Source organism: Mesorhizobium sp. M0185, assembly GCF_040322175.1.
Lineage (GTDB): Bacteria > Pseudomonadota > Alphaproteobacteria > Rhizobiales > Rhizobiaceae > Mesorhizobium.
In genome coordinates this window covers 318,744-343,641 of sequence record NZ_JAMYSY010000001.1, presented here as the reverse complement: position 1 = coordinate 343,641, position 24,898 = coordinate 318,744, and the positions used below count along the sequence as shown (strand labels likewise).

General features: G+C 63.0%; 31 protein-coding genes. 11 read left to right on the top strand and 20 right to left on the bottom strand.

The window, feature by feature from the left end; genetic code table 11:
• Positions 1 to 4 precede the first annotated feature (4 nt).
• From acuI to NKJ20_RS01660, 5 genes are all read right to left on the bottom strand, one after another.
• Complete coding sequence (gene acuI / locus NKJ20_RS01680) at positions 5 to 994, bottom strand: acrylyl-CoA reductase (NADPH) (RefSeq protein WP_352742207.1); 990 nt, start codon at positions 992 to 994, stop codon at positions 5 to 7.
• Positions 995 to 1,045: 51 nt separating this feature from the next.
• On the bottom strand, positions 1,046 to 1,522 hold the full coding sequence (gene lspA, locus NKJ20_RS01675; protein ID WP_352742244.1) for a signal peptidase II: 477 nt from the start codon (positions 1,520 to 1,522) through the stop codon (positions 1,046 to 1,048).
• 26 nt (positions 1,523 to 1,548) lie between these two features.
• Positions 1,549 to 2,412 carry a TrmH family RNA methyltransferase gene (locus NKJ20_RS01670; RefSeq protein WP_352742205.1) on the bottom strand — a complete coding sequence of 288 codons (864 nt, stop codon included), beginning with the start codon at positions 2,410 to 2,412 and terminating at the stop codon, positions 1,549 to 1,551.
• The gene (locus tag NKJ20_RS01665) at positions 2,413 to 3,474 is read right to left on the bottom strand and encodes an RsmD family RNA methyltransferase (RefSeq protein ID WP_352453977.1); all 1,062 of its coding nucleotides are present in this window, start codon (positions 3,472 to 3,474) and stop codon (positions 2,413 to 2,415) included.
• Between the two features lie 88 nt (positions 3,475 to 3,562).
• Positions 3,563 to 4,048 (bottom strand): anthrone oxygenase family protein, encoded by a 486-nt coding sequence (locus NKJ20_RS01660; protein ID WP_352742203.1) that lies wholly within the window; start codon positions 4,046 to 4,048, stop codon positions 3,563 to 3,565.
• Between the two features lie 106 nt (positions 4,049 to 4,154).
• On the opposite strand from NKJ20_RS01660, the gene NKJ20_RS01655 reads away from it, so the two are divergent.
• Both NKJ20_RS01655 and NKJ20_RS01650 read left to right on the top strand, forming a co-directional pair.
• A complete protein-coding gene (locus NKJ20_RS01655) occupies positions 4,155 to 4,838 on the top strand; it encodes a helix-turn-helix transcriptional regulator (protein WP_352742201.1) in 684 nt (227 codons plus the stop codon).
• 86 nt (positions 4,839 to 4,924) lie between these two features.
• A complete protein-coding gene (locus NKJ20_RS01650) occupies positions 4,925 to 5,293 on the top strand; it encodes a VOC family protein (RefSeq protein ID WP_352742199.1) in 369 nt (122 codons plus the stop codon).
• 152 nt (positions 5,294 to 5,445) lie between these two features.
• Here the strand turns inward: NKJ20_RS01650 and lhpI are convergent, their stop codons facing one another.
• From lhpI to sppA, 4 genes are all read right to left on the bottom strand, one after another.
• Complete coding sequence (gene lhpI / locus NKJ20_RS01645) at positions 5,446 to 6,414, bottom strand: bifunctional Delta(1)-pyrroline-2-carboxylate/Delta(1)-piperideine-2-carboxylate reductase (protein ID WP_352742198.1); 969 nt, start codon at positions 6,412 to 6,414, stop codon at positions 5,446 to 5,448.
• A gap of 52 nt (positions 6,415 to 6,466) precedes the next feature.
• Entirely contained in the window at positions 6,467 to 6,799 is a 333-nt protein-coding gene (locus NKJ20_RS01640; protein ID WP_352742196.1) for a LapA family protein, read from the bottom strand.
• A 47-nt stretch (positions 6,800 to 6,846) separates the two neighbouring features.
• Positions 6,847 to 7,131 carry an integration host factor subunit beta gene (locus NKJ20_RS01635; RefSeq protein ID WP_023675261.1) on the bottom strand — a complete coding sequence of 95 codons (285 nt, stop codon included), beginning with the start codon at positions 7,129 to 7,131 and terminating at the stop codon, positions 6,847 to 6,849.
• An 81-nt stretch (positions 7,132 to 7,212) separates the two neighbouring features.
• Positions 7,213 to 8,169: a signal peptide peptidase SppA gene (gene sppA, locus NKJ20_RS01630; protein WP_352742194.1), complete on the bottom strand. Its 957-nt coding sequence runs from the start codon at positions 8,167 to 8,169 to the stop codon at positions 7,213 to 7,215.
• A gap of 306 nt (positions 8,170 to 8,475) precedes the next feature.
• Here sppA and lptC point away from each other — a divergent pair, with 306 nt between their 5' ends.
• The 6 genes from lptC to ptsN all read left to right on the top strand — a co-directional run bounded on the left by lptC (position 8,476) and on the right by ptsN (position 13,726).
• Positions 8,476 to 9,189 (top strand): LPS export ABC transporter periplasmic protein LptC, encoded by a 714-nt coding sequence (gene lptC / locus NKJ20_RS01625; protein WP_352469430.1) that lies wholly within the window; start codon positions 8,476 to 8,478, stop codon positions 9,187 to 9,189.
• Positions 9,176 to 9,784 (top strand): LptA/OstA family protein, encoded by a 609-nt coding sequence (locus tag NKJ20_RS01620; protein WP_292664963.1) that lies wholly within the window; start codon positions 9,176 to 9,178, stop codon positions 9,782 to 9,784. Before lptC ends, NKJ20_RS01620 begins: the two co-directional genes overlap by 14 nt.
• Entirely contained in the window at positions 9,784 to 10,602 is an 819-nt protein-coding gene (lptB, locus tag NKJ20_RS01615) for an LPS export ABC transporter ATP-binding protein (protein ID WP_292664962.1), read from the top strand. The genes NKJ20_RS01620 and lptB overlap by 1 nt, the downstream gene beginning before the upstream one ends.
• Before the next feature lie 197 nt (positions 10,603 to 10,799).
• Positions 10,800 to 12,326 carry an RNA polymerase factor sigma-54 gene (gene rpoN, locus NKJ20_RS01610; protein WP_023675266.1) on the top strand — a complete coding sequence of 509 codons (1,527 nt, stop codon included), beginning with the start codon at positions 10,800 to 10,802 and terminating at the stop codon, positions 12,324 to 12,326.
• A gap of 291 nt (positions 12,327 to 12,617) precedes the next feature.
• Positions 12,618 to 13,202 carry a ribosome hibernation-promoting factor, HPF/YfiA family gene (hpf, locus tag NKJ20_RS01605; RefSeq protein ID WP_023675267.1) on the top strand — a complete coding sequence of 195 codons (585 nt, stop codon included), beginning with the start codon at positions 12,618 to 12,620 and terminating at the stop codon, positions 13,200 to 13,202.
• A gap of 59 nt (positions 13,203 to 13,261) precedes the next feature.
• On the top strand, positions 13,262 to 13,726 hold the full coding sequence (ptsN, locus tag NKJ20_RS01600) for a PTS IIA-like nitrogen regulatory protein PtsN (RefSeq protein ID WP_023675268.1): 465 nt from the start codon (positions 13,262 to 13,264) through the stop codon (positions 13,724 to 13,726).
• 111 nt (positions 13,727 to 13,837) lie between these two features.
• Here ptsN and NKJ20_RS01595 read toward each other — a convergent pair whose 3' ends face one another.
• A complete protein-coding gene (locus NKJ20_RS01595; protein ID WP_023675269.1) occupies positions 13,838 to 14,095 on the bottom strand; it encodes a BQ00720 family protein in 258 nt (85 codons plus the stop codon).
• 63 nt (positions 14,096 to 14,158) lie between these two features.
• Positions 14,159 to 14,584, bottom strand: coding sequence for an Hsp20 family protein (locus NKJ20_RS01590; protein ID WP_352742192.1), 426 nt, complete (start codon positions 14,582 to 14,584; stop codon positions 14,159 to 14,161).
• A 144-nt stretch (positions 14,585 to 14,728) separates the two neighbouring features.
• On the opposite strand from NKJ20_RS01590, the gene NKJ20_RS01585 reads away from it, so the two are divergent.
• A complete protein-coding gene (locus NKJ20_RS01585) occupies positions 14,729 to 15,670 on the top strand; it encodes a nucleoside hydrolase (RefSeq protein ID WP_352742190.1) in 942 nt (313 codons plus the stop codon).
• 9 nt (positions 15,671 to 15,679) lie between these two features.
• On the opposite strand, the gene NKJ20_RS01580 is transcribed toward NKJ20_RS01585, so the two are convergent.
• The 6 genes from NKJ20_RS01580 to NKJ20_RS01555 all read right to left on the bottom strand — a co-directional run bounded on the left by NKJ20_RS01580 (position 15,680) and on the right by NKJ20_RS01555 (position 20,565).
• On the bottom strand, positions 15,680 to 16,039 hold the full coding sequence (locus NKJ20_RS01580; protein ID WP_352742188.1) for a hypothetical protein: 360 nt from the start codon (positions 16,037 to 16,039) through the stop codon (positions 15,680 to 15,682).
• 3 nt (positions 16,040 to 16,042) lie between these two features.
• Entirely contained in the window at positions 16,043 to 16,411 is a 369-nt protein-coding gene (locus NKJ20_RS01575; RefSeq protein WP_352742187.1) for a hypothetical protein, read from the bottom strand.
• 52 nt (positions 16,412 to 16,463) lie between these two features.
• Positions 16,464 to 17,078 (bottom strand): LysE family translocator, encoded by a 615-nt coding sequence (locus tag NKJ20_RS01570; RefSeq protein ID WP_023675274.1) that lies wholly within the window; start codon positions 17,076 to 17,078, stop codon positions 16,464 to 16,466.
• Between the two features lie 103 nt (positions 17,079 to 17,181).
• Complete coding sequence (locus tag NKJ20_RS01565) at positions 17,182 to 18,642, bottom strand: amidase (protein ID WP_352742185.1); 1,461 nt, start codon at positions 18,640 to 18,642, stop codon at positions 17,182 to 17,184.
• Between the two features lie 6 nt (positions 18,643 to 18,648).
• A complete protein-coding gene (locus NKJ20_RS01560) occupies positions 18,649 to 19,557 on the bottom strand; it encodes a ribokinase (protein WP_352640818.1) in 909 nt (302 codons plus the stop codon).
• A gap of 117 nt (positions 19,558 to 19,674) precedes the next feature.
• On the bottom strand, positions 19,675 to 20,565 hold the full coding sequence (locus NKJ20_RS01555; protein ID WP_031211349.1) for a methylated-DNA--[protein]-cysteine S-methyltransferase: 891 nt from the start codon (positions 20,563 to 20,565) through the stop codon (positions 19,675 to 19,677).
• A 115-nt stretch (positions 20,566 to 20,680) separates the two neighbouring features.
• Here NKJ20_RS01555 and NKJ20_RS01550 point away from each other — a divergent pair, with 115 nt between their 5' ends.
• Positions 20,681 to 21,496, top strand: a complete 816-nt coding sequence (locus NKJ20_RS01550; RefSeq protein WP_352742183.1) for a class I SAM-dependent methyltransferase — start codon at positions 20,681 to 20,683, stop codon at positions 21,494 to 21,496.
• Positions 21,497 to 21,505: 9 nt separating this feature from the next.
• On the opposite strand, the gene NKJ20_RS01545 is transcribed toward NKJ20_RS01550, so the two are convergent.
• Positions 21,506 to 22,000 carry a DUF2244 domain-containing protein gene (locus NKJ20_RS01545; protein WP_352742181.1) on the bottom strand — a complete coding sequence of 165 codons (495 nt, stop codon included), beginning with the start codon at positions 21,998 to 22,000 and terminating at the stop codon, positions 21,506 to 21,508.
• Positions 22,001 to 22,022: 22 nt separating this feature from the next.
• Here NKJ20_RS01545 and nth point away from each other — a divergent pair, with 22 nt between their 5' ends.
• Positions 22,023 to 22,844, top strand: a complete 822-nt coding sequence (gene nth, locus NKJ20_RS01540; RefSeq protein WP_352742179.1) for an endonuclease III — start codon at positions 22,023 to 22,025, stop codon at positions 22,842 to 22,844.
• A gap of 34 nt (positions 22,845 to 22,878) precedes the next feature.
• Here nth and NKJ20_RS01535 read toward each other — a convergent pair whose 3' ends face one another.
• Together NKJ20_RS01535 and NKJ20_RS01530 are read right to left on the bottom strand one after the other, a co-directional pair.
• Positions 22,879 to 24,390 carry a tripartite tricarboxylate transporter permease gene (locus NKJ20_RS01535; protein ID WP_352742178.1) on the bottom strand — a complete coding sequence of 504 codons (1,512 nt, stop codon included), beginning with the start codon at positions 24,388 to 24,390 and terminating at the stop codon, positions 22,879 to 22,881.
• Positions 24,391 to 24,399: 9 nt separating this feature from the next.
• Positions 24,400 to 24,867: a tripartite tricarboxylate transporter TctB family protein gene (locus tag NKJ20_RS01530; protein WP_352742176.1), complete on the bottom strand. Its 468-nt coding sequence runs from the start codon at positions 24,865 to 24,867 to the stop codon at positions 24,400 to 24,402.
• Between the last annotated feature and the right edge of the window lie 31 nt (positions 24,868 to 24,898).

The window sequence follows — 24,898 nt, the reverse complement described above, 5'->3', positions numbered from 1 at the left end:
GGGCTCACATATCCACCACCACGCGGCCGCGGATCTTACCCTCGACGATGTCATGCGCGGCGCCGATGATGCCGTCGAAGCCGATGCTCGTCGACAGGTTGGCAAGCTTTGCGTGGTCGAGATCGGCGCCGATGCGGCGCCAGGCCTCGAGGCGGACCGCCTTCGGCGCCATCACCGAATCGATGCCGAGCAGCGAGACGCCGCGCAGGATGAAGGGGGCGACGCTTGCCGGCAGGTCCATGCCGCCGGCGAGGCCGCAAGCGGCGACGGCGCCGCCATAGGAGGTCATCGACAGAACGTTGGCCAGCGTGTGACTGCCGACCGCATCGACGCCGCCGGCCCAGCGTTCCTTGGCGAGCGGTTTTGCCGGCTGGGCGAGCTCGTCGCGTGAAATCACTTCCGCGGCGCCAAGGTCGATCAGATAGGGGCTTTCGGCAGCGCGGCCGGTCGAGGCGATGACGTGATAGCCGAGGCTGGACAGGATCGAGACCGCGACCGAGCCGACGCCACCGGCAGCGCCGGTCACCACCACCGGGCCGCGGTCGGGCACGATGCCGTGCCGCTCCAATGCGATGACGCAAAGCATGGCGGTGTAGCCGGCGGTGCCGACCGCCATCGCATCATGCGGGCTCATGCCGTCCGGCAGCGGCACCAGCCAGTCGCCCTTGACGCGGGCGCGCCCTGCAAAGGCGCCGAAATGCGTCTCGCCGACGCCCCAGCCGTTCAATATGACCTTGTCACCCTTGCGCCAGCCAGGATTGGAAGACGAGATGACGGTGCCGGCGAAATCGATGCCCGGCACCAGCGGCCAGCGGCGGATTACCGGCGCCTTGCCGGCAATCGCAAGGCCGTCCTTGTAGTTGACAGTCGTCGCCTCGACCGCGACGGTGACGTCGCCCTCCATCAGGTCTGCCTCGGTAAGCTCGGTCACCGCGACCGACTGGTTTTTCTCGGCGTCGCGCGAAACGAGGATGGCTTTGAAGGTTTCGGGCATTTTTTCTCCTCGGGCTTGCAGATCAGAATGTGCGGCGCCAGGCGAGTGAGGTCAATCGCTCGACGCTCCGCGCCGCCAGCCAATGAGCTCATCGAAGACGACCAGCACGGCACCGACCGAAATGAAGGCATCGGCGAGGTTGAAGATCGCGAAGGACCAGACCGGCGTGTGAAACAGAATATAGTCGATGACATGACCGTAGATAGCGCGGTCGATCAGATTGCCGAGCGCGCCGCCGACGATCAGCGCGAAGCCGATGCGGGCAAGCAGGTGGCCCGGCGGCGTGCGGGCCGCAAGATAGAGCACGAAAGCGACCACCACAACCGCGACGACCACCAGGCCGGTGTCGCCGAAGGACGAAAACAGCGAGAACGCGATGCCGGTGTTGTAGGTGCGGTACAGCGCCAGGAACGGAAGCAGGTCGAGCCGTTCCTGAAAGGCAAGACCGGTTTCGACTAGGTATTTCACCCACTGGTCGAGCGCTATCGCGGCGACGACCAGAAGAGCATACGGCCTCCAGGAGTTCATGGTTTGCAGTTTCACGGTTTGAGATGTCACGATCTGGCGTCCTCCGGGCCGAGCTTCAGCGCGCCGCGCCGGATCTCGAACAGCATGACGCCGGTGGCCACCGCAAGGTTGAGCGAATCGGCGCGGCCGGCCTGCGGTATCCGCAGCAGTTTGTCGCAGCTTGCGGCAAGCTCGTCAGGCAGGCCTTGCTGCTCGTTACCCATCATCAAAAGCACCGGGCCTTTTGAAAAATCGACCGAGCGGTAGTCGACCGCACCCTTCAGATGGGTGCCGGCGACGAGGCCGGGAAAGCTCGTTCGCCAGGCGAGAAAAGCTTCGGGCGACGCCTTGGCCACCTGCACGGCGAAAATCGAGCCCATGGTGGCGCGCACCGTTTCGACCGAAAAGGGATCGGTGGTCTCGCCGACCAAGATGACGCCCCTGGCCCCGACAGCGTCGACCGTGCGGATGACGGTGCCGAGATTGCCGGGGTCGCGGACGCGGTCGAGCGCCACCCACACGTCGCCGTCACGGGCGCGGATGTCCTTCAACGGCAGGAATTTCTGCGAGAACACGCCGACGACCATTTGCGGATTGTCGCGGCGGGTGATGGCGACCAGCACTTTTTCCGAAACTTCAAGGACGGTGCCGCCGGCGGCGACCGTGCGCGCCGCGATCTTTTCAACCGCCGTATTGCCACGTCCGGCCTTGGCGAAGACCAATGTCCTGATCGACCAGCCGAGATCGAGCGCGTCGATGACCAGCTTCAGGCCTTCGGCCATGAAGGCATTCTGCTGGTCACGGAATTTCTTCAGCGCGAGCGCCTTGATGTCCTTGACCAGCGGGTTGGCGAGGCTGGTGACTTCCTTCACCTGCCCTGGCGCGCCCGCGTGCCGTTCGTACGCACTCATTTAGGCCACCCAGCGTGAGAACAGCGAGGTCGAAAGCGCCCGACCGGCAGATTTCTCGCGGATGATCAATTCACCCGACTCGACCGTGCCGCCCATGCCGGCGAAGGTGTCGCGCATCAGGGCATGGATAGCGAAAAAAGAGGCGCGGATCGAATAGGCGGTCAGTACCACGGCGAGCGGCTTCGGCGTCAGGATCGCGCGGCAGATATCGGTCAGCGCCGGCAGGTCCTCGAACAGCTGCCAGACCTCGCCCTTCGGTCCGCGGCCATAGGCGGGCGGGTCGAACAGGATGATGTCGTAGCGGCTGCCGCGGCGCTCCTCGCGCTCGGCGAATTTCACGGCATCGTCGACGATCCAGCGGATCGGCTTTTGCGACAAGCCCGCCATTTCCTGGTTTTCGCGCGCCCAGCCGATCGCCTTCTTGGAAGCATCGACGTGGGTGACCTCGGCGCCGGCACGCGCCGCCACCAAGGAGGCAAGGCCGGTGTAACCGAACAGGTTCAACACCTTCACCGGCCGTTTTGCCGCCGCGATCAGTCCGGCCATGTGGTCCCAGTGCGAGGCCTGCTCGGGAAAGACGCCGACATGGCGAAACGAAGTGAAGCGGCCGAGATAATCTATGCCGTCATGCTTCATCGGCCAGGTCTCGCCGAGCGGCGTCTTGGGGAAGCGCCAGCGGCCGATGCCTTCCTCGTCGGTATCGCCGGTGAAAATGGCGTCGGCGCGCTCCCAGTCCCTGGCCGGCAAAGCCTTTTGCCAGATCGCCTGGCCCTCCGGCCGTACGATGCGGTAGGGGCCGTATTGCTCGAGTTTTTCTCCGGCGCCGCTGTCGAGCAGCGCGTAGTCCTGATTGGGGCCGACCTCGAGGATCAGCGGCAGATGTTCGGCAGGCAGCGCGCCATCGCGGCGGGATAGAGGGCGCGGCGCGGCTTTCGGCTCGGACCGGTCCTGCAGTTTAGGCTCCGAACCGGCGGTCAGGCCGGCGTCGCGCCGCCGCGGCTGCTCCGCCCCGCCCTTCGCGGGCGGGCGGCTGTCGCGGCGTTTGTCGCGAAAAGGTTTCAAGAAGGCGCATCTCCGGAAGGCGGCTCGCCGCTTCTGCCACAGCACATTGACCGGCGCAACAAAAGGGCTGCCGACGTGTGCAACCGGATCAGCCGCGCCTGATCGACAGCAGGCCGACTGCGAGCGTTATGAAACCAACGGCCTTGAAGCCGGTGACGACCATATGGCCGGTTTCCCAGCGGCTCCGGATACTTTCGAAATTGTCCGGGATCGGTCCAGGCACCCAGGTGGCCAGGACATCGTTTGCCGGTTTGACCAGGGTAAACCACGCCACGAGGGCCATCAGATAAAGCACGGTGGCGGCCAAAATCCACCAGAATGCCGGGCGGTCGCTGCGCAGCATCCAGGCGAGAAGCCCCGGACAGGCGATCGCGGCCACGTCCAGCGGTGCGCCGACAATCGCGAAGAATTGGAACTGAGCGTTGAAGACAGTGGTTTCACGCCAGAGCGAAGGCGGCCATCTGGTCAGCCGCGGCACCGATTCCAGCACATGGGCGAAGGATGGTCCGAGGCTGAGCGCAGCGACGATTGCGGTCAAAACCGACCAGAACAACAGGAACCCGCGTATATCCATAATGGCGAGACAACGGCGTCGGGGCGCAGACGTTCCCGTCCGCCACCATGTCGCTTGCCGCCGAAAGTGCTGGGGCTCTATCGTGATTGAAACTAGGTCATGATTCATGTCCCGTGCTGAACGCCTGCTCGACCTGATCCAGATCCTGCGCCGGCATCGCCGGCCGGTCAGCGGCCGCAGCCTTGCGGGCGAAATGGGTGTGTCGATCCGCACGCTCTATCGCGATATCGCCACGCTGCAGGGGCAGGGCGCGCCGATCGAGGGCGAGGCGGGGTTGGGTTACGTGCTCAGGCCCGGTTTCATGTTGCCGCCCTTGATGTTCACCGATGAGGAGATCGAGGCGATCGTGCTCGGTTCGCGCTGGGTGGCCAAGCAGCCGGACTGGCGGCTTGCGAACGCCGCCACCGACGCGCTGGCCAAGATCGCGGCGGTGCTGCCGGACGATTTGCGCGAAGAGCTCGATGCCTCGACGCTGCTGGTCGGGTCGCGCACCGAGGTCACCGAAGGCATCGATCTCGGCGTGGTGCGGCAGGCCATCCGCGAGGAGCGCAAGCTGAGCTTTGTCTATCGCGACGCCGGCGGCGCTGCCTCCGAGCGCACCGTCTGGCCGTTCGCACTCGGCTTCTTCGACAAGGTGCGCGTCGTCGCGGCCTGGTGCGAGATGCGCCAGGATTTCAGGCACTTTCGCGCCGACCGGATATCCGGCCTCAATGCCACCGAGATGCGCTATCCGCGCCGCCGTCAGGTGCTGCTCAAAGAATGGCGGGCGACGCTCGACACGCTAAGCTAAGGCTGCTGCTCAGTTGAGACTGCTGCCAGAATCTGGCAGTGGCATACGCTATGCTCCTCCAGTCGAAACCATCTGGAGAGCAATTCATGACACCGCCCAATTTCGTCATCCTCTATGTCGACAAGCCTGAGCAAAGCGGCGCCTTCTACAGCGCGCTGCTTGGGCGGCAACCGGTCGAGACCTCGCCGACCTTCGTGCTGTTCGTGCTCGACAACGACTTCAAGCTCGGCCTCTGGTCGCGTCACACCGTGGAACCGGCCGCCGCGGCAGCAGGCGGTGGCGCCGAGATCGTCTTTGCGCTGGATACGCCTGGCGCCGTCGACGCCACCCATGCCGAGTGGTCCGGCCGCGGGCTGAAAATTCTGCAGACGCCGACCGACATGGATTTCGGCCGCACCTTCGTCGCGCTCGATCCGGACAACCACCGGCTGCGGGTTTATTGGCAAAGGGAGTAAGGCAGTAAGGCAGTAGGGCAGTAGGGCAGTACGTGACAGGAAATATAGCTGGCGCGGCGCCGCACGATCAGTACAGTTTCCAACTGCCCAACTGCCCAACTGCCCAACTGCCCAACTGCCCAACTGCCCAACTGCCCAACTGCCCAACTGCCCTACTGCCCTACGCTTGCGCGATACACGGCAATGCCGGCGGCGAGGTCCTCGAGGGCTGCGCCGACCGACTTGAACAGCGTGATCTCGTCGTCGTTCTGCCGGCCTTTTTTCTGGCCGCGCGTGAGTTCATAAAGGTCGGCGACGATGGCTTCCGGCTTCAACACGCCGGAGGCCAGCGGCTGGACGATGTCACCGGCTTCCTTGGTGGCGCCGGCGCGGGTGTCGACATAGACGCGGGCGCGTACGATCGCGTCGTCGTCGCTTTCGCGCATCGCCGGCGTGAAGCCGCCGACCAGATCGACATGGGCTCCGGGCTTCAAGAGGGCGCCCCTGATCAGTGGCGTGGTGGTGATGGTCGCCGACGATACGATATCGGCCTTTCCGAGTTCGGCGTCGAGATCGCCTGCGGCTTCGGCTGCAAAACCCTCGGCACGCAATTTTGCCGCGACCTTTTCGGCATTCGCCGGCGTGCGGTTCCAGATGCGGATGTTCTTGATCGGACGCACCGCCGAATGCGCCTTTGCAAGGAATGGCGACAGCGCGCCGGCGCCGACCACCAGCAGCCGCGATGCGTCCTCGCGGGCCAGATAGGAGGCGGCCAGCGCCGAGGCACAGGCAGTGCGCCACTGTGTCAGCCGCTGGCCATCGATCAATGCCTGCGGTTCGCCGGTGGTGCCGTCGAGCAAGAGGTAAAGCCCCATCACCGCGGGCTTGCCGACGGCATTGTTGTCGGGCGACACGGTGACGATCTTGACGCCGATATGGCCATCGGCCGAGGTGCCGGCTGCGTTGAAGTCCGTCCAGGCCGGCATCAAAAGCAGCGTCGAGGCGGCGCCATCGGGCCGCTCGACCGTGTGATGGTGCCTGACCGGCTGCACGGCGCCATCGCGAAAGGCGGCGCGCAACGTCTCGACCAGCCCGGAAAAGGTCAGCGCGCGGTCGACCTCGGCGGCGGAAATGGTCAGCATGAAAGGCTCCGTGGAGAACTGGGCCGGTTGTGCTTCAGGCCCGAGCCGCGGCTCAGTTCGTCGGCTTCGGCAAGGCTGGGCTCTGCGACGCGGCAGGCGCGCGGCTGACCGCCTGGCGCAGGTTCTCGGCCTCGGCGCCGCGCTGGCGCGCCAGCTTGCGGTAGCGGCCCTGCTTGATCCAGGTCGCCAGGCTGCCGACGATCATGCCGATGGCCAGCGCCAGGAACAGGAAAATGAAGAGCGGCATGGTCAGCGTCAGCGCCGGATTGCCGGGATTGAACGGATCGAGTGTGAAGGCCACCGGTTCGCGGTTGGCGACGGCCAGCGCAATCAGGATGACGGCCAGCGGCACGAAAACCACGATGAGAATGAAGCGATTGAACATGTTTTTCCGTTCGGAAGCAAAGGCACCAGCGGTGGCGGGCGCCGCGCCTATTTGCCTCCGTTCAGCCTTTCACGCAATTCCTTGCCGGTCTTGAAGAACGGTACCCATTTCTCCTCGACCTCTACGGATTCGCCGGTGCGCGGGTTGCGGCCGGTGCGGGCAGGACGATTTTTCACCGAAAACGCGCCGAAGCCGCGCAACTCGACCCGGTTGCCCTCGGCAAGCGCGTCGGTGATTTCATCGAAGATGGCGCTGACAATGTTTTCGACGTCGCGCAGGAAAAGATGCGGATTACGCGTGGCGATGATCTGCACAAGTTCGGATTTGATCATGAAAAGGCTCCCCGTAAAAGCAGTGCCGCCGAAATTATCAGAATGATTTTATTTGGTTTTTCACTCGTCCCAAGCGGTTCCTCAAGGGTGCCAGACGGAAACGAGACCGTCAAGAAACAAGCGGTCCGCTCCAATTTCGTGAAGGACGTCGCCGTCATGGCCGGCCAGGCCAAGCGCAGCACCGACGGTCTGCGCCATCGCTTTGGAGAACAGGAAACCGCCGCGTTTTTCCGTGTCCTTCCATTCCACCACCTTGAGCTTGGCATCGACACCCTTGCCTGCAAGCCAGTCGATTGCTTCGGCCTCGCCGCCGACCGCGTCGATCAATCTGTTGGTGACCGCCTGCCGGCCGGTGAAGATCGACCCGTCTGCGAGCGCCAGCACCTCCGGCTTGGTCATGTTGCGGCGCTCGGCGACGATGCCGACGAACCAGTCGTAGCTGTCGAGGATGAGCTTGCGGACCATGGCGCGCTCATCGTCATTGGTCGGCTTGAAGGGAGAAGGCGAGGCCTTCAAGGGCGAGGATTTCACCTCCTCCAGCTTGACGCCGAGCTTGTCCATGAGGCCGCTGACATCCGGGTACTGGATCAGCACGCCGATCGAGCCGACGATCGACGATTTGCGTGCGACAATATGGTCGGCCGCAGTGGCGATCATGTAGCCCGCCGAAGCCGCGAGCGTGCCGACCTCGGCCACCACCGGCTTGTCGGCGGCGAGCTTGCGCACTGCCTCATAGATCGATTCGCCACCGACGGTGGTGCCGCCGGGTGAATCGATCGACAGGATCACAGCCTTGACGCGCGGCGACTGACGGATTGCCTCCAGCCGCTTGACCAGTTCTTCGTCTTCGGTGATGGTACCTTCGATCTTGACCTTGGCGATGTGGTCGACAGCCGCGCCGGTGAAGTCGTCACCATAGATCCATGCCGAGAAGGCGATCAGTCCCGCTGCTGCGACGATAATCGCCGCAACACGCCAGAATGTCAGCTTGCGGCGCAAGCGGCGGCGGTCGATCAGGTCGTCGGCTCTCAATGCCATGGTCAGCCTCGTAGTCGGTGGGAGCAGATGCTTTTAAAGCAACCATTCGCGCCCGGCTACCGTTTCCTGACGGCCTTGCGCCAAAGGCCGTTAGGCATTCGCGGCAAACCTCAACCTGTCACGTTCCACGGGCTCTAACACTGTGCGCCCATATCTGGTATGAGGTACAGGCTGCGCTGGGGCCATTTTCATTGTACAGGGGCGGCTGTCACATTTTTGCGGTTTTCCTCGGCTTGTGCTTGCTTGAGGGCGCCGGCACCCCACCTATAGGGCGGCCTGGCGGGCAGGGGTTTAGAAGAAGCAGTCATGTTAGCGGGACCAATCGAACCGACCAACACCGAGACGGAGTTGGCTCCCAAGGCCGCAGGCCGGGCGCGGGTCGACGCGTTTGACGTTGCACAGCGTCATTCGCGCCGGGTCCGTGTCCTCAAGCTGGCCGTTCCGCTGGTCGCTGCCGTGATTGCGGTCGCGTTTCCTGTCTATTCCTATCTCATGGCTCCCGCTGCAATCGAGGTGCAGGCCGACGGCGGCGCCTTTGCCGATGGCAAGCTGGTGATGGCCAACCCCAAGCTCAACGGCTTCACCAAACAGAACCTGCCCTATTCGATGACAGCCCTGCGCGCCATACAGGATGTCAGCAAACAAGGCATCATCGATCTGGAGGGCATCAAGGCCAAGCTGCCGATTGCGGCCGACAACACGGCCGCCATCGATGCCACGCACGGCACCTATGATCGCGACGGCAACACGCTCAGCCTGACCAGCGATGTGACCGTGTCGACCACGGATGGTGTGGTGGCAAAATTCAAATCAGTCTATCTCGACATGGGCGAAGGCACTATGAAGACAAGCGAGCCCGTCGATGTCAGCCGCGGCGGGTCGCGGATCAGGGCGGATTCGATGTCGGTCCAGGACAATGGCAAGGTCCTGGTTTTCGAGAACAAGGTGCGCGTCGACATCGATCCCGCCAGTTTGAAGGCGGCAGAGGCAAAGAGCGGAGAGACCAATGCGGTTCAGTAGTTCGGCACGGCGCCTCGCCGCGATTTCGGCGTTGACGCTTGGGTTGCCCTTGGGGCTGACCTTCGGGACGGCGCCGTCGCTGGCGCAATCCAGTGCCACCAGCCAAATGTCCGGCCTCAGGCTGTCGGGCGACAAGCCTATCCAGATCGAAAGCGACAAGCTCGAGGTGCGCCAGGCGGAAAGCGTCGCCGTCTTCACCGGCAACGTCAACGTCGTCCAGGGTCCAACCGTGCTCAAGGCCGGCAAAATGACGGTCTATTACGTCAGGGATGCAGGCGCCGCTAAAGGCGCCCAGCCCGCGGGTGCCGCGGCAATGACCGGATCCGCCAACATCGACCATCTCGAGGTCGACGATAAGGTCTACATCAAATCGGACAATCAGGTTGCTACCGGCGACCGCGGCACCTTCGACATGAAGACCGAAGTGCTGGTGCTTTCGGGCAGCAAGGTCGTGCTCTCGCAAGGCGACAACGTGCTTGTCGGCTGCAAGCTTACCGTGCAGATGAAGAGCGGCCTTGCCCAGGTCGACGCTTGCGGCGGCCGCGTCATGATGTCGATCACGCCGCCGGCGAAGTCTGGAGCAGCGAAACCCTGATGACCGGTATATCGTCGCTGCTGGCGCGTCTTCCAGGGCGCGCCGCCAGCAAACTTGCGGCACCGGCCAGGGTCACCGTCGAAGCGGCAAAGTTCAAGGGAACCTTGATCGCCAAGGGGCTGACCAAAAGCTACAAGGGTCGCAAAGTCGTCAGCGGCGTGACGCTGGGCGTGCGCGCCGGCGAGGCGGTTGGGCTGCTCGGCCCCAACGGCGCCGGCAAGACGACCTGTTTCTACATGGTAACCGGCCTGGTGCCGGTCGATGAAGGCACGATCGAAATCGACGGTTTCGACGTCACGTCGATGCCGATGTATCGCCGCGCCCGTCTCGGCATCGGCTATCTGCCGCAGGAAGCCTCGATTTTTCGCGGCCTGAATGTCGAACAAAACATCCGGGCCGTGCTCGAAGTGGTCGAAAAGAGCCGCAAGGAGCGTGAGCGCCTGCTCGACGAATTGCTCGAGGAATTTCACATCAGCCATCTGCGCAAGGCTCCGTCGCTGTCACTCTCCGGCGGTGAGCGGCGACGCCTCGAAATTGCCCGCGCCTTGGCAACCCGCCCCGCCTACATGTTGCTCGACGAACCGTTCGCCGGCATCGACCCGATCGCCGTCGCCGACATCCAGCAGCTCGTGCGCCACTTGACGGCACGTGGCATCGGCGTGCTGATCACCGACCACAATGTCCGCGAGACACTTGGCCTGATCGACCGCGCCTACATCATCCATGCCGGCCAGGTGCTGACCCATGGTCGAGCCGACGAAGTGGTCGCAAATGCCGATGTGCGGCGGCTTTATCTCGGCGAGGGATTTACACTCTAAGTGCGAAATTCCGGCTCGAGCGGGATTTCCGGCGTAGTCCAGCAGCTTTTTCTTCAATTTTCTGCCTGAAAAGGCGCCGGCAGGCGAGTTTTACCGCTCCTCGCCTTGACAAGCAAAAGCCGGGCCAGTTTCTATGCTGGCCTGGAAAATTCCTTCCAGCAGTGCGGGTGCGTAGACGGAGCGTTTGAAACCGAACCATGGCGTTGGCGGCAAAACTACAGCTACGACAGTCGCAGTCGCTGGTGATGACGCCGCAGCTGATGCAGTCGATCCGCCTGCTGCAGTTCACCCATCTCGAGCTGGAACGCTTCATCGACGACGAGATCGAACGCAATCCCCTGCTGGAACGCGCCGAACCGCAGGAGGACGCCGCCAGCGACCAGGCGCAGAAGGGCGACGCCGCATCGGAACCGGCTGCCGACGGTGACTGGTTCGAGGCGGAAACGGCGTGGAGCGCCGAGGCGATCTCGGAAAAGCTCGATACGTCGCTGGAAAACCTGTTTCCTGACGATCCTGGTACGAGCGAGCGGCTCGGGCCCGACCTGACGGCACAATGGAAATCGGCGTCCGGCAACGGTTCCACCTCTTCCTCCGACGGCTTCGACGTCGCGGATATGGCGGCGGCGGCCATCACGCTGCGCGACCATGTCGGCGAGCAGGTGGCGCTCGCCTTTGCCGATCCGGCGGCGCGCCTGATCGCCGGCGAGCTTGCCGACGGCCTCGACGAGGCCGGCTACATGCGTGCCGACATGGCCGAGATCGCCGCCCGCCTCGGCACGGACGCCACGGCGGTGGCAACGGTCCTGGCGGTCTGCCAGACATTCGAGCCCGCCGGCATCTTCGCCCGCGACCTCGCCGAATGCCTGTTGCTGCAGCTTGCCGTGCGTGACCGGCTCGATCCGGCGATGAAGGCGCTGATCGCCAATCTCGAACTCCTGGCACGGCGCGATTTCCAGACGCTGAAGCGGATTTGCGGCGTCGACGAGGAGGATCTGCTCGACATGCTGGCCGAGATCCGGGCGCTCGACCCGCGGCCGGGAATGGCGTTTTCGCGCGGTGCCAGCGATGCGATCGTGGCCGACGTCGAGGTGCGTGCAGCCAATGACGGCAGCTGGACGGTCGAGCTCAATGCCGAGACGCTGCCGCGCGTGCTGGTCGATCACATCTATTTCGCCCAGGTCACGCCACATGCGAAAAACCAGGCGGAAAAGGATTTCCTTGCCGAATGCCTGCAGAACGCCAACTGGCTCACGCGCAGCCTCGACCAGCGGGCGAAGACCATTCTCAAGGTGGCCTCTGAGATCGTGCGCCAGCAGGACGCTTTTCTCGTCCACGGCGTGCGGCACCTGAAGCCGCTCAACCTGCGCACGGTGGCGGACGCCATCGGCATGCACGAATCAACGGTCAGCCGGGTCACGGCAAACAAATACATGCTGACGCCGCGCGGTGTGTTCGAGCTGCGCTATTTCTTCACCGCCTCGATCGCTTCGTCAGGTGGCGGCGATGCGCATTCGTCGGAAGCGGTGCGCGACCGCATAAAGCAGCTGATCGACGAGGAGAAAGCCATCGATGTGCTTTCCGACGATGCCATCGTGGACATGCTGCGGGAAAGCGGCGTCGACATCGCCAGGCGCACGGTGGCCAAATACCGGGAAGGCATGAACATACCCTCTTCGGTGCAGCGGCGGCGCGAAAAACGCGCTTTGGCCAGCGCCGGCCGTTGATCTCCGGCGGAATTTCCACAGCTTTCGCCCTTCATTGACAAGCGGCGACGAAGTGGCTAGAAGCCCGCCCGCATGAGACGGGCTGGCGAGTGGATTTGAGTTCGCCGATGCCCGCACGAGAGATGGTCCGTCACGACGTAGGCCACGGGACGGCCAAGAAGGCGGCTTGTGATCAACCGGAAAGTTCGGATCTAAAATCGGCGCAAGTGACGCCGCAAAAGCTTGTGCGCGCGGACCACGAGTATAAACTCGGGACAGTTTGAAGCCTGAGCAAGGAAGGTCAGTTTTCAGATGACACTGCGCATATCGGGAAAACACATGGATATCGGCGATGCGTTCCGTACGCGCATCAACGACCGTGTCGGGGAAGTGATCGGGAAATATTTCGATCGGGGCTTTTCAGGGCAAATCGTAGTCGTCAAATCGGGGTCGCGCTACACGGCCGATTGCATGATCCGGCTGGACTCCGGTGCTTCGCTGCAGGCGACCGGCGATGCCCAGGATCCAACGCTTGCCTTCGATACCGCGGCAGACCGTCTGGAAACGCGCCTCAGGCGCTACAAGCGCCGGCTGAAGTCGCACAATTCGGGCAATAGCAACGGCGAGCTCACCGACGTCGCCTATACGGTGATGGCGCCGCTTGCCGACGACGAGGAGGACATACCGGAGAATTTCGCGCCGGCCATCGTCGCCGAATCGACCATGACGCTGCGGACCATGTCGGTGGCGTCAGCGGTGATCGAACTCGACACCAAGGACAGCCCGGTCCTGGTCTTCCGCAATGCCGGAAACGACCATCTCAACATCGTCTATCGCCGGCCGGACGGGAATATCGGCTGGATCGACCCGTCCACGGCCAAGGTCGCGCAGGGGTAAAGACCAGCCGCACGCGAGCGTGGGGACTGGCGACGGCAGGCGAACAAGGGATTTCAAGCATGGATCTGAGCGATCTCGTCAGCGTTCCGGCAATCATGCCGGCGTTGAAGGCGAACTCCAAAAAGCAGCTGCTGCAATTGCTGTCCGAAAGGGCGGCGGCGATTTCCGGGATTCCGGAGCGAGAGGTGTTCGACACCATCCTGCAACGCGAGCGGCTCGGCTCCACCGGCGTCGGCAACGGCATCGCCATTCCGCACGGCAAGCTGGCTGGGGTGAAGCGGATTGCCGGCGTTTTTGCCCGGCTGGAGACACCGGTGGACTTCGAGGCCCTCGATGATCAGCCGGTCGACCTGGTGTTTCTGCTTTTGGCTCCCGAAGGTGCCGGCGCCGACCACCTCAAGGCGCTGTCGCGCATCGCGCGGGTGCTGCGCGACGCCGACACGGTTGCCAAGATCAGGGGCACGCGCGACGCCGTGGCCATCCATGCGCTGCTGTCGGACACGCAGGCCTCGCACGCCGCTTGAGGTTTTGATTAAATCCGTTGAAGGGCCGCCGTGAGCGGCCCTGTCTGTTTCCAGCCAGATCGCTGCGCCATATTTGTCAGTTGATGGCGCCAATGTTGGTGGATAGCGACGTTAGTGGATAGCGACCGGGGTCAGATCGTTTTCCAGCGCGCCAGCCAGTGCCCGGTCGCGAGCGTCCGAAAGCAGGATCGGCTGGCCATTAGCGGCAAACAGGGCCCACAGTTCCAGACCCGGCGCGATTTCGCCGAGGCCCGGGAAACGGCCGCGCAGATCGTCGCTCGACACTTTCCTGAGATAGGCGACCGAACCTTCGCCGAGATGGGCGAATTCGCCGCTGGTCATGATGATGTTCTCGTTAGTTCTGGTCATTTCAAGCCTCCTTGCCGCGAGACGCCGCTCAAGGCCATCCCGCATGAGAGCTATCGGCAAAAATCAGTCTTTCACCGATATGTTTATTTTTCGTACCAGCCGTTCGGATTCCGGCCGATCGAGATCGATCGACAGAAGGCCATTCTTCAATTCCGCCGCAATCACCCGCATGCCGTCGGCCAGCACGAAACAGCGCTGGAACTGGCGCGCGGCGATGCCGCGGTGGAGAAATTCGCGCTCGGTGTCGTCGTTCTGACGGCCCCGCACGACCAACTGGTTCTCCTCCGTTGTGACATCGAGATCGTTTTCCGCGAAACCGGCGACGGCGAGCGTGATACGCAGCCTTTCGGTTTTGCCGTCGGCACCGCTGAGGCGCTCGATGTTGTAGGGAGGATAGCTGTCACCGGACTTTGCCAAGCGCTCCAGCGTCTTTTCCATGGAATCAAAACCGAGGAGAAGCGGGCTGGAAAAAGGCGTCATTCGGCTCATGTTACAGTGTCCTCTCAAGAGCGACATAAAGTGGAAAAACCCGGATGGCATTTTTCCCGATGGTCTTGATATGGTCCGCCGCCCGGCAGACTTCAAGCCGTCACACGTCCCGCCCAAAAAGACTTGCCAAAACAAGGAATTGAAATGCCCCAATCCCGCAGGATCATCATCGACACTGACCCCGGCCAGGACGATGCCGTCGCCATATTGCTGGCGCTCGGCAGCGCCGAGCTGGAGATCGTCGGCATCACCGCGGTGGCCGGCAACGTGCCGTTGAAACTTACCGAAAAAAACGCCCGCAAGATCTGCGAGCTGGCCGGCCGGCCGGACGTCAAGGTCTATGCAGGCGCCATCCGGCCGCTGGCGCGCGAACTGGTCACCGCCGAGGAAGTGCATGGCAAGACCGGCCTCAACGGGCCGCAACTGCCCGAACCAAAGATGAAACTGCAGGAAGAGTATGGGGTCGATTTCATCGTCGAGACGCTGATGAGGGAGGAGAGCGGCACGATCACGCTTTGCGCGCTCGGGCCGCTCACCAACGTTGCGCTGGCGCTGATCCGCGAGCCGAAAATCGCGCCGCGCATCAAGGAAATCGTGCTGATGGGCGGCGGCTTCTTCGAGGGCGGCAACGTCACGCCGACCGCCGAGTTCAACATCTATGTCGACCCGCATGCTGCCGATGTCGTGTTCAAATCCGGCATTCCGATCGTGATGATGCCGCTCGACGTTACCCACAAGGCGCTGACCACCGCCAAGCGCACGAAGGCCTTCCGTAAGCTCGGCACCAGGGTCGGCACGGCCACCGCGGACATGCTGGAATTCTTCGAACGTTTCGACGAGGAGAAATACGGTACCGACGGCGGCCCGCTGCACGATCCTTGCGTGATCGCGTATCTGCTGAAGCCGAAGCTGTTCAAGGGTCGCAACTGCAATGTCAGCGTGGAAACCGCCTCGGAGCTCACCATGGGCATGACGGTGATCGACTGGTGGGGGGTGACCAAACGGCCGAAGAACGCCATGGTGATGCGCGACATCGACCATGATGCGTTTTTCGCGCTGTTGCTGGAAAGGCTGGGGCGGCTTTAGCGCCGTCTTTCATTCCCGAAGCAGACGATACGTTTCGGTGTCGTTCATGCGACGCTGTCGCTCGATCAATACTTGCGAGCCGATGGCGCGCGGCGCGCGCGGGTCGCCATACACGAACACCAGGAGGTTACTTTCTTCGAGACGGATTCCATAGAGATAGCGGAATCCGTCACCGACCGCCCCTTCAGCATTGAGGACGTTAACCACCGTGCCTGTCACGCGCTCCACATCGACGATGGGGCTGCTCCGCCTTGCAATCAGTGCACCGATTGCCAAAATGCAGACGCCCACCACAAGGCTGGTGATAATGACGCCCCGGAGGTTTTCCCGCAGCATCAACAAGGTGAAGGCCAGCCGCGCTCTTGGCATGGTTCAATTTGCAAACCGGTAAAAGACGAAGCCATTGTCGCGCGTGACGCGCTCGATGCCGACGCGCGAGCCGATCAGATGCGGGAGGTCGTCGTAAACCAGGACCGTCGAACCGTTCTCAAGGACCAGCAGATGTTGGATATTCCGCCCTTTACCCTGTCCACTTTTGATCGTTGCATCGACCGGATCAACCGACCGGATCGGACTTGCGTCATTCGCCCATTTGTTCAGAGCCGACGGAAACATAACCGCGAACAAACCAATGAGCAGGATCACGCCAAACGCGTTCCTTTTCAAATCCGCGTAAGTCCACGGCATAGACATGAATCCCCAACTGTTGATCCATGTGGTGGCCTGAAGGCCGACTTTCAATCGGCCTTCCTATTCCAGGATGTTGCTGTTGGCGTCGCCGGGCTCGCGGCCGTTACTTCGCCTTGGAAAAGGCCAGCCACAGGCCGCCGCCGACCAGGAAGCTGCCGCTGATCCTCGACAAGAGCTTGACGCGGCCGGCCGACAGCAGACGCCCTGCGCGGCCAGCGGCCAGCGCGTAGGTCGAATCCGAGACGGCGGCGAAGATCATCGCGGTGAGACCCATGACGCCGATCTGTAACGCGTAATTGCCTTCAGGCGCGATGAACTGCGGAAAGAAGGCGCCGAAGAACACTAGCGTCTTTGGATTGCTGATCGCCACCAGCAGGCCCTGCAGGAAGAAGCCGCCACGCGGCTTTTTTGCCGATCCGTCGGCGTTAAGCTTGCCTTTCGAGCGGAACATCTGCACGCCCATCCAGATCAGGTAAGCGGCGCCGATCAGCCGGACCCATTCGAACCAGTGGCCCATGCCGGCGATCAGCGAGGTCAGCCCGATGCCGACAATGGCGATCATGATGGCTAGCCCGGCCTGGGTGCCAGCGACATTGGCGAGACCGGCGCGCGAGCCGTGGCGGATGCTGTTGGCGATGATCAGCGTCACCGTCGGCCCCGGCACCAGGATGATGACGATGCAGGCGACGACGTAGGTGGCGTAGAGTTCCAGCGACATTTTTCCCTCCACAGAATGCCGCTCGTGCGGCGCGCTGTCGCGATCAATGCATGACGATGAGTTGCGTGCAAGTCGGCGAGGCGCCGACAATACGGAGCTGATTTCAGCAGGCGCCGGCCTGCCATGGCAGCGTGGCCTCATACGCGGCAGCCGCCCTCAGCACGGATAGGTCACCGCGCGGCCGCCCGATCAATTGCATGCCCATTGGCCTGCCCCTGGCGTCGAAGCCCGCCGGTACGTTGACCGCCGGGCAGCCGCCCAGCGTGGCGAGCGCTGAGACCTGCATCCAGCGGTGATAGCTGTCCATGGCACGCCCGGCCACTTCCCTTGGCCAGTGGGTGACGACATCGAAGGGAAAGACCTGTGCGGCTGGCAGCGCAATCAGGTCGAAACGCTCGAAGAGCGACAGCAGCATTCGATGCCAGGACGAGCGCCTCACCGTGGCGGCGTGGATCTGCGGCGCGGTGAGGCGCAGTGCATGTTCCACCTCCCAAACGGCCTCCGGCTTCAGCAGACTTCGTTTCAGGAGATCGTCGTAATGCGCCTTGAGTGCACAACCGCTGCTCGCCTGGCGAAGCGTTACAAAGGCTTGCCACAGCGCTTCGAAGTCGAATTCCGGCATCAGCGGCTCGGCCTCGAAGGATACATCCGCGAACCGGCCGAGTGCTGCCTCGCAAAGCTGTAGAACGCCTGCTTCAACCGGCAGATGGCCTTCGAGATCGCCGAGCCAGGCGATGCGCCCGCCGGCCGCCGGTGCTTCCAGCCCTTCGAGGAACGAGCCTGGCTTATCATGCGACAGCGGCGCGCGAGGATGATAGCCGGCCTGAACGTCGAGCAGCAACGCCATGTCACGCACGTTACGCCCCATCGGCCCTTCGACGCCCATTTGCGCAAGAAACACATCAAGGTCAGGGCCGGCCGGCACCAATCCCTGCGATGGACGGAAGCCATAGACATTGTTGTAGGCAGCGGGATTGCGCAGGGAACCGCCAAAATCGCTGCCATCGGCAACGGGAACCATGTCGAGCGCCAGCGCGACCGCCGCACCGCCGCTCGAGCCGCCGGCGGTCAGCGCCGGGTCAAATGCGTTGAGCGTCTGTCCGAACACGGTGTTGTAGGTGTTGGAGCCGAGCCCGAATTCGGGAACGTTGGTCTTGCCGATGATGATCGCGCCGGCCTTGCGGACGCGCTCGACGAAGAAGTCGTCTTCCTCAGGCACAAAATCGGCGAAGATCGGCGAGCCGAAGGCGGTTCTCAGGCCTTTTGTCAGCGCAAGATCCTTGATCGCGATCGGCAGGCCGAACAGCGATCCGGTATCTCCTCCTCGCGCCAGATGAGCGTCAGCGCTGTCGGCCTCGCGCAGGATGTCGGCACGCTCACGCAATGAAACGATAGCGTTGACCAGCGGGTTCACCGCCTCGATCCTGTCGAGGAATGCCGCGACCACTTCGCGCACCGAAAGCTGCCGGCGCCTGATCTTCCCGGCAAGCTCCACGGCAGACAGGCGGCAGATGTCGCCGGCGGGCGGCACCGCGTGCTTCGTCGTCGGGCGCATGGCTGTCATCCCGCTTTAGCCTGCAGATTTCTGCAGGGCGGCATCGACGTCCCTGGCCAGCGGGATGGCCGGCTGTGCACCGGCCTTCAGGCAGGCCAGCGAACCGGCTGCGGCAGCGCGGGCAAGCGCCTGGTCGAGCGGCAGGCCGGCTGCCAGCCCGGCTGCAAAATAGCCGCAGAACGTGTCGCCGGCGCCGACCGTATCGAGCGGACTGATCTTCAGCGCCGGAACCATCAGGAGATCGTCCGGCGTTGCCGCCAGAACGCCGTCCGAGCCAAGCGTGACGACGATGGTGCGGCCGGTTCTCGCGGCATAGTCGCGCATCCGTGCCGGGCGGTCGCGGCCATTCAACGACAGCGCCTCGCCGTAGAGGTCGAACTCGGTTTCGTTGGCGACGAGATAGTCGGCCTTGCCGAGGAAGCCGGCCGCGTCGCCATGGAAAGGTGCGGTGTTGAGCACTGTGATCGCGCCGGCTGTCCTTGCCGCGTCGAGTGCTGCCTCGACGGTCTGCAGCGGGATCTCCAATTGCAGCAGCACGATGTCGCCGTTTTTCAGGAAGGCCTTGGAAAGGTCACCCGGCACGACCGAATCATTGGCGCCCGGCACAACGGCGATCACGTTCTCGCCGTCGGCGCCGACCATGATCAACGCGGTACCGGTCGAGGCAAAGGTCTCGCCGACGCCGGACAGGTCGATCTTGCCGTCGCGCAGCAGCGCCAGAGCGTCGCTGGCGAAGCTGTCCTTGCCGACCGCGCCGACCATGCGCACCTTGGCGCCGGCGCGGGCGGCGGCCAGCGCCTGGTTGGCGCCCTTGCCGCCGGGGGCAGTAGCGAAACCGGAGCCGCGCACGGTCTCGCCGGGACCGGGCAAGCGGTCGACACTTGCGATGAGATCGAGATTGATGGAGCCGATGACGACGATCAAGAAATGCCTCCCGCTAGCGCATACCACTCTAATTGCGCGGGAAGCTACTCCGTAAGATCGCTGCTTGTCACCCTAGCGGTCCTTGCGTCGCTCGTGTCGTTTCCATTCGTTGGCTATTCAAGAGACCTGTCCCGCCTCCCAGCCGAGGATGGCGCGTTTTCGGGTCAGGCCCCAATGGTAGCCGGTGAGTGCGCCGGACTTGCCGAGAGCCCGGTGGCACGGCACGACGAAGGACATCGGATTGGCACCGACCGCGGCACCGACAGCCCGGCTGGCGCTCGGTGCGCCGATGCGCGCGGCGATCGAGGAATAGGTGCAGGCCTGGCCCATCGGAATACGCAGCAAGGCCTCCCAGACACGGACCTGGAAGTCTGTGCCGATCATGACGACGCGCAGCGGCTGGTCGGCGCGCCACAGCGACGGATCGAAGATGCGCGCGGCATAGGGCGCCGTCGCCGCCATATCCTCGACATAGGTCGCATTCGGCCAGCGGCTGGACATGTCGGCAAAGGCCGCACGCTCGCCGCCTGGGTCGTTGAAGGCGAGGCCGGCAAGGCCGCGGTCAGTCACCATGATCAGCGCGATGCCGAAAGGCGAGATATGATAGCCGTAGCGGATGGTGAGCCCTGCGCCGCGGGTTTTGTAATCCCCCGGCGACATCGCTTCGTGGGTGACGAACAGATCATGCAGCCGGCCTGGGCCGGACATGCCGAGTTCGAACGAGGTTTCAAGCAGCGGCATGCCGGCATCGAGCAGCTTGCGCGCATGATCGAGGGTGACGGCCTGCAGAAAAGCCTTGGGCGACAGGCCGGCCCAGCGGGTGAACAGCTTCTGCAGCCCGGTCGGCGTCTCGCCGACCTCCTCGGCCAGCACTTCCAACGAAGGCTGGTCGCGATAGTCGAGGCTGATCTTTTCGATGGCACGACGGACGATTTCGTAGTCACCACCTTCAGGCGTGATGTCTTTCTGAAGGATTGCTGTCGTTTTGAGAGGCATTTGGGCGTTCATGGCAGTATCTCCTTGAATGCGAATATCGTCCTTCGCGGCGCCGATCACCACCCGAAACTTGCTTTCCCGCGGCATGTGCCCAGATAGAGCTGGGCTTTGAATGGGGAGGACGGTCGTGGCTGGTGAAAAAGTAAACCTGACCGGGGCAAAGGAGACTTTGCTTTTGACACTTTACGGCAAGGCGCTGGAGAGCCGGCTGCCCAATTCGCTGCTCAGGGACTACTTTGCCGACGAGGCGGTGCGCAACATCGACTATGATTTCTCACGGCTCAAGGTCGACAACAATCTCGGCATCGGTCTAGCAATCAGGGCAAAGACGCTGGACGTCTGCGTTCAGGACTTTCTCGCCCGAAATCCTGACGCCATCGTACTGCATCTCGGGTGTGGGCTCGATACGCGCATATTCCGTATCGACCCGCCAGCCGGCGTGGACTGGTTCGACGTCGACTATCCCGAAGTCATCGACCTCAGGCGCAAGCTCTATCCAGTGCGGGATCACTACCACCTGATCGCTTCGTCGGTCACCGAACCGGGATGGCTGAACGAAGTACCTCGGGATCGCCCGGCCATAGTCGTGGCGGAAGGCCTGACTCCCTACCTGGGCGCCGAGGAGGGGCAGCAACTGTTTTCTCGTTTGGTGGGACATCTTTCGAGCGGCGAACTGGTTTTCGATGCCTATAGTCGCCTGGGCCTGAAGATCATTCGCCTCAATTCCTCCTTCCGCGCCACCGGTGCCGAGGTCCACTGGAGCATCGAGAACCCGCATGAATTGGAGCGAGCCGTTCCGAAGCTGCGGTTCGTCGAGGACATCCCTGCCTATAAGCCGGAACATGCCGCTCGCATGCGCTGGTTCGCGAAACTGTTCGTTCGCCTTTGGAAATACATTCCAGCATTGCGCAAGATCGGCAGGCTGTTGCGCTATCGGTTCTGAAACGCTGGCTCAGCGCGTCTTGGCGGTCGCCAGAGCGCGCGAAAATGCGGTGGCAAAACTTTCGCGGTCGTCAGGGTTGAGGAAGCCGCCGATCGAGACGGTTCTTCCTTGCGCCTCGACCGCCATTCTGGTGATGCCGATCTCGGCGTGGCGGGCGATCGAAAAGCGCGCCCAGAACGGATTGAAGCGGTGTGCTTCCGATTTGCCTGACGGGGCAGTCTTGCGGATGTCGAGGCTGGTGCGCGACACCGATACCTCCTCGCGAGCCCGGGCGGCACGATAATTGGCGCGGAAGGCGATGTAGACGGCGATCACGTCGAGGCCGAAGAAGCCGAACACCGGCCAGGCGCCGCGCGACAGAAAAAAAGCTCCGGTCACCAGCCAGCCGAACAGCAGGGCGCCCATCAGGATGGCAAAGCCGGTCTTGCTCAGCGACCGGTGCGGTGTCAGCAGCGCCTGGAAAAATGGCTCGTCGGCCTGAAATGAGGCGTTTGTGTCGCTCATTGGGGAATATTATAGGAAGGCAATGACAAGCCCCAAGCCCAAAAACTCTTCTGCGCTAAAAAAAGACCTGTTGCCCGGCCGCCGCGACGGCTCGAACGTCAAGCCGCGTCCGCGGTCGGCGAGATCGCGGGTGCTTTACAGCGCGGCCGAGGTGCATGAGATTTTCCGGCGCTTTTCCGTTCAGCGGCCGGAACCGAGGGGCGAGCTCGAACATATCAACGCCTTCACGCTGTTGGTGGCGGTGGTGCTTTCGGCTCAGGCGACGGACGCCGGCGTCAACAAGGCGACGCGGGCGCTGTTCAAAATTGCCGACACGCCGCAAAAGATGCTGGCGCTGGGCGAGGTCAGGCTCGGCGACCATATCCGCACCATCGGGCTATGGCGCAACAAGGCCAAGAACGTCATCGCGCTGTCGGAGGCGCTGATCCGCGACCATGGCGGCGAGGTGCCTGAAGATCGCGATCAGCTGGTCGAGCTGCCGGGTGTCGGCCGCAAGACCGCCAACGTCGTGCTCAACGTGGCATTCGGCCAGCATACGATGGCGGTCGACACGCACATCTTCCGCATCGGTAACAGGCTCGGCCTGGCGCCGGGCAAGACGCCGGAACAGGTCGAGCAAGGTTTCCTGAAGATCATTCCGGATGAATATATGCGGCACGCGCATCATTGGCTGATCCTGCACGGCCGCTATGTCTGCAAGGCGCGCAAGCCGGATTGCCCGGCCTGCGTCATCGCCGATATCTGCAAGGCCAAGGAAAAGACGACCAGCGTGCCTGCACCGCTGGTCGAGATCGCGCCGCTCGGGCCAGTAGAAGCGGCTACTGAGTCAGTGCCCGGCAAGTGACTGTGAAGTTCCTCGTATGTGGCGCCGTCCACGTTCAGGAACTCTCCTCGACGAACACCTCCTCGCGCTTCTTCCTGACCGCGGGGAGAAACACGATGACGAGCACGGCAAGCGCGATGAGGAGCAGGCTGGCGCTGATCGGCCGCGTCACGAAGGTGCTCGGATCGCCGCGCGAGAGGATCATGGCGCGGCGCAGGTTTTCCTCGAGCAGCGGGCCGAGCACGAAGCCGAGCAGCAGCGGCGCAGGTTCGCAGCGCAGCTTGGTCAGGAGATAGCCAAGCAAGCCGAAAAGGGCGACGGCATAGAGGTCGTAGACGTTGGTGTTGACGCTGTAAACGCCGATCGAGCAGAACGCCATGATGATCGGGAAGAGCACGTAATACGGGATCGTAAGCAGTTTCACCCAAAGCCCGATCAGCGGCAGGTTCAAGACGATCAGCATCAGATTGCCGATCCACATCGAGGTGATGATACCCCAAAACAGCGCAGGCTGTTCGATGGCGACATTGGGGCCGGGCACGATGCCCTGGATGATCATCGCGCCGATCATCAGCGCCATTACCGGGTTGGCCGGAATGCCGAGCGTCAGCATCGGGATAAAGGAGGTTTGTGCGCCGGCATTGTTGGCCGATTCCGGTCCGGCGACGCCTTCGATTGCGCCCTTGCCGAATTCCCCGGGATTTTTCGAGACACGTTTTTCGACGGTGTAGGAGGCAAAGGCGGCAAGGATCGCGCCGCCTCCCGGCAGGATGCCGAGCGCGGAACCGATGATTGTCCCGCGCACGATGGGAGCCGCCATGCGCCGAAAATCTTCGCGGGTCGGCATAAGGCCGGAGATCTTTCGGATCAGCACGGAACGCTCATGCTCGTTTTCGAGGTTGCGCAGTATCTCGGCGACGCCGAAGACACCGACCGCCACTGCGACGAAATTCAGCCCGTCGGCATATTCGCGGATGCCGAGCGTGAAACGGGGTGTACCGGTGTAGATATCTGTGCCGACAAGGCCGAGCAGCAGGCCGAGCACGACCATGGCCAGCGCCTTGACGATCGAGCCGTGGGCGAGCGCGACGGACGAGACCAGACCGACAATCATCAGCGAAAAATACTCGGCAGCACCGAATTTCAACGCTATGGCCGTCAGCGGCGGGGCAAAGATGGCGACGAGGAAGGTCGACACCGTGCCGGCAAAGAACGAGCCTATCGCCGCGGTCGCCAGTGCCGCCCCGGCGCGGCCGTTCCTGGCCATCTGGTACCCGTCGATGGCGGTGACGGCCGACGAGGATTCGCCGGGCATGTTGATGAGAATAGCGGTAGTCGAGCCGCCATACTGCGCGCCGTAATAGATGCCGGCGAGCATGATCAGGGAGGAAACCGGATCGCCGATCTGGAAGGTGATCGGCAACAGCATGGCGATGGTCGCGGTGGCGCCGATGCCGGGCAGGACACCAATCAGCGTGCCGAGAAGGACGCCGATCAGGCAGAATCCGAGGTTTGCCAATGATGTGGCGGTCGAAAAGCCGAGTGCGAGGTTGTTGAGGAGTTCCATTTCATCTCCTCACAACGATAGGGGCAACCACGGGCCGAAACGCCGAAACGGCAGGCCGAGTGCGTAGCTGAAGACGACGAACGCGAACAGCGTCAGGCCGGCCGACAGCACGAGCGCGGTCAGCGGCTTCATGCGGCCGCTGGCAAACGATGCGATCAGCGCCGTCAGGAAGATCGACGGGATGAAGCCGAGGCCGCGCACCGTCAGGCCGAAGAAGATCGGAGCAGGCAGGATGAACAGCATGCCGCGCCACGCAATGTAACCGATCGGCTCGCTCTCGAAGCGCACTGCCTCGACCAGGATGATGGCGCCGAGCAGAATGAGCACGATCGCCAGAACCAAGGGGAAATAGCCCGGTCCCATGCGGAATGCGGTGCCGATTTCGAGACCGAGCGACTGCAGCGCAAAAAAGGCGCCGAGAAAGATGAACAGCGCGGCGCATATGCCGTTGGTTCTGTCGATTGCGAAAGGTTTCATGGCGTCCTCCCGGCCCGCCTCACGGGCGTGC

Excerpts from the sequence above, each read along its gene's own strand:
- acuI (WP_352742207.1), bottom strand. The coding sequence starts at position 994 with ATGCCCGAAACCTTCAAAGCCATCCTCGTTTCGCGCGACGCCGAGAAA.
- lspA (WP_352742244.1), bottom strand. The coding sequence starts at position 1,522 with ATGAACTCCTGGAGGCCGTATGCTCTTCTGGTCGTCGCCGCGATAGCG.
- NKJ20_RS01670 (WP_352742205.1), bottom strand. The coding sequence starts at position 2,412 with ATGAGTGCGTACGAACGGCACGCGGGCGCGCCAGGGCAGGTGAAGGAA.
- NKJ20_RS01660 (WP_352742203.1), bottom strand. The coding sequence starts at position 4,048 with ATGGATATACGCGGGTTCCTGTTGTTCTGGTCGGTTTTGACCGCAATC.
- NKJ20_RS01655 (WP_352742201.1), top strand. The coding sequence starts at position 4,155 with ATGTCCCGTGCTGAACGCCTGCTCGACCTGATCCAGATCCTGCGCCGG.
- NKJ20_RS01650 (WP_352742199.1), top strand. The coding sequence starts at position 4,925 with ATGACACCGCCCAATTTCGTCATCCTCTATGTCGACAAGCCTGAGCAA.
- lhpI (WP_352742198.1), bottom strand. The coding sequence starts at position 6,414 with ATGCTGACCATTTCCGCCGCCGAGGTCGACCGCGCGCTGACCTTTTCC.
- NKJ20_RS01640 (WP_352742196.1), bottom strand. The coding sequence starts at position 6,799 with ATGTTCAATCGCTTCATTCTCATCGTGGTTTTCGTGCCGCTGGCCGTC.
- NKJ20_RS01635 (WP_023675261.1), bottom strand. The coding sequence starts at position 7,131 with ATGATCAAATCCGAACTTGTGCAGATCATCGCCACGCGTAATCCGCAT.
- sppA (WP_352742194.1), bottom strand. The coding sequence starts at position 8,169 with ATGGCATTGAGAGCCGACGACCTGATCGACCGCCGCCGCTTGCGCCGC.
- lptC (WP_352469430.1), top strand. The coding sequence starts at position 8,476 with ATGTTAGCGGGACCAATCGAACCGACCAACACCGAGACGGAGTTGGCT.
- NKJ20_RS01620 (WP_292664963.1), top strand. The coding sequence starts at position 9,176 with ATGCGGTTCAGTAGTTCGGCACGGCGCCTCGCCGCGATTTCGGCGTTG.
- lptB (WP_292664962.1), top strand. The coding sequence starts at position 9,784 with ATGACCGGTATATCGTCGCTGCTGGCGCGTCTTCCAGGGCGCGCCGCC.
- rpoN (WP_023675266.1), top strand. The coding sequence starts at position 10,800 with ATGGCGTTGGCGGCAAAACTACAGCTACGACAGTCGCAGTCGCTGGTG.
- hpf (WP_023675267.1), top strand. The coding sequence starts at position 12,618 with ATGACACTGCGCATATCGGGAAAACACATGGATATCGGCGATGCGTTC.
- ptsN (WP_023675268.1), top strand. The coding sequence starts at position 13,262 with ATGGATCTGAGCGATCTCGTCAGCGTTCCGGCAATCATGCCGGCGTTG.
- NKJ20_RS01595 (WP_023675269.1), bottom strand. The coding sequence starts at position 14,095 with ATGACCAGAACTAACGAGAACATCATCATGACCAGCGGCGAATTCGCC.
- NKJ20_RS01590 (WP_352742192.1), bottom strand. The coding sequence starts at position 14,584 with ATGAGCCGAATGACGCCTTTTTCCAGCCCGCTTCTCCTCGGTTTTGAT.
- NKJ20_RS01585 (WP_352742190.1), top strand. The coding sequence starts at position 14,729 with ATGCCCCAATCCCGCAGGATCATCATCGACACTGACCCCGGCCAGGAC.
- NKJ20_RS01580 (WP_352742188.1), bottom strand. The coding sequence starts at position 16,039 with ATGCCAAGAGCGCGGCTGGCCTTCACCTTGTTGATGCTGCGGGAAAAC.
- NKJ20_RS01570 (WP_023675274.1), bottom strand. The coding sequence starts at position 17,078 with ATGTCGCTGGAACTCTACGCCACCTACGTCGTCGCCTGCATCGTCATC.
- NKJ20_RS01565 (WP_352742185.1), bottom strand. The coding sequence starts at position 18,642 with ATGACAGCCATGCGCCCGACGACGAAGCACGCGGTGCCGCCCGCCGGC.
- NKJ20_RS01555 (WP_031211349.1), bottom strand. The coding sequence starts at position 20,565 with ATGAACGCCCAAATGCCTCTCAAAACGACAGCAATCCTTCAGAAAGAC.
- NKJ20_RS01545 (WP_352742181.1), bottom strand. The coding sequence starts at position 22,000 with ATGAGCGACACAAACGCCTCATTTCAGGCCGACGAGCCATTTTTCCAG.
- nth (WP_352742179.1), top strand. The coding sequence starts at position 22,023 with ATGACAAGCCCCAAGCCCAAAAACTCTTCTGCGCTAAAAAAAGACCTG.
- NKJ20_RS01535 (WP_352742178.1), bottom strand. The coding sequence starts at position 24,390 with ATGGAACTCCTCAACAACCTCGCACTCGGCTTTTCGACCGCCACATCA.
- NKJ20_RS01530 (WP_352742176.1), bottom strand. The coding sequence starts at position 24,867 with ATGAAACCTTTCGCAATCGACAGAACCAACGGCATATGCGCCGCGCTG.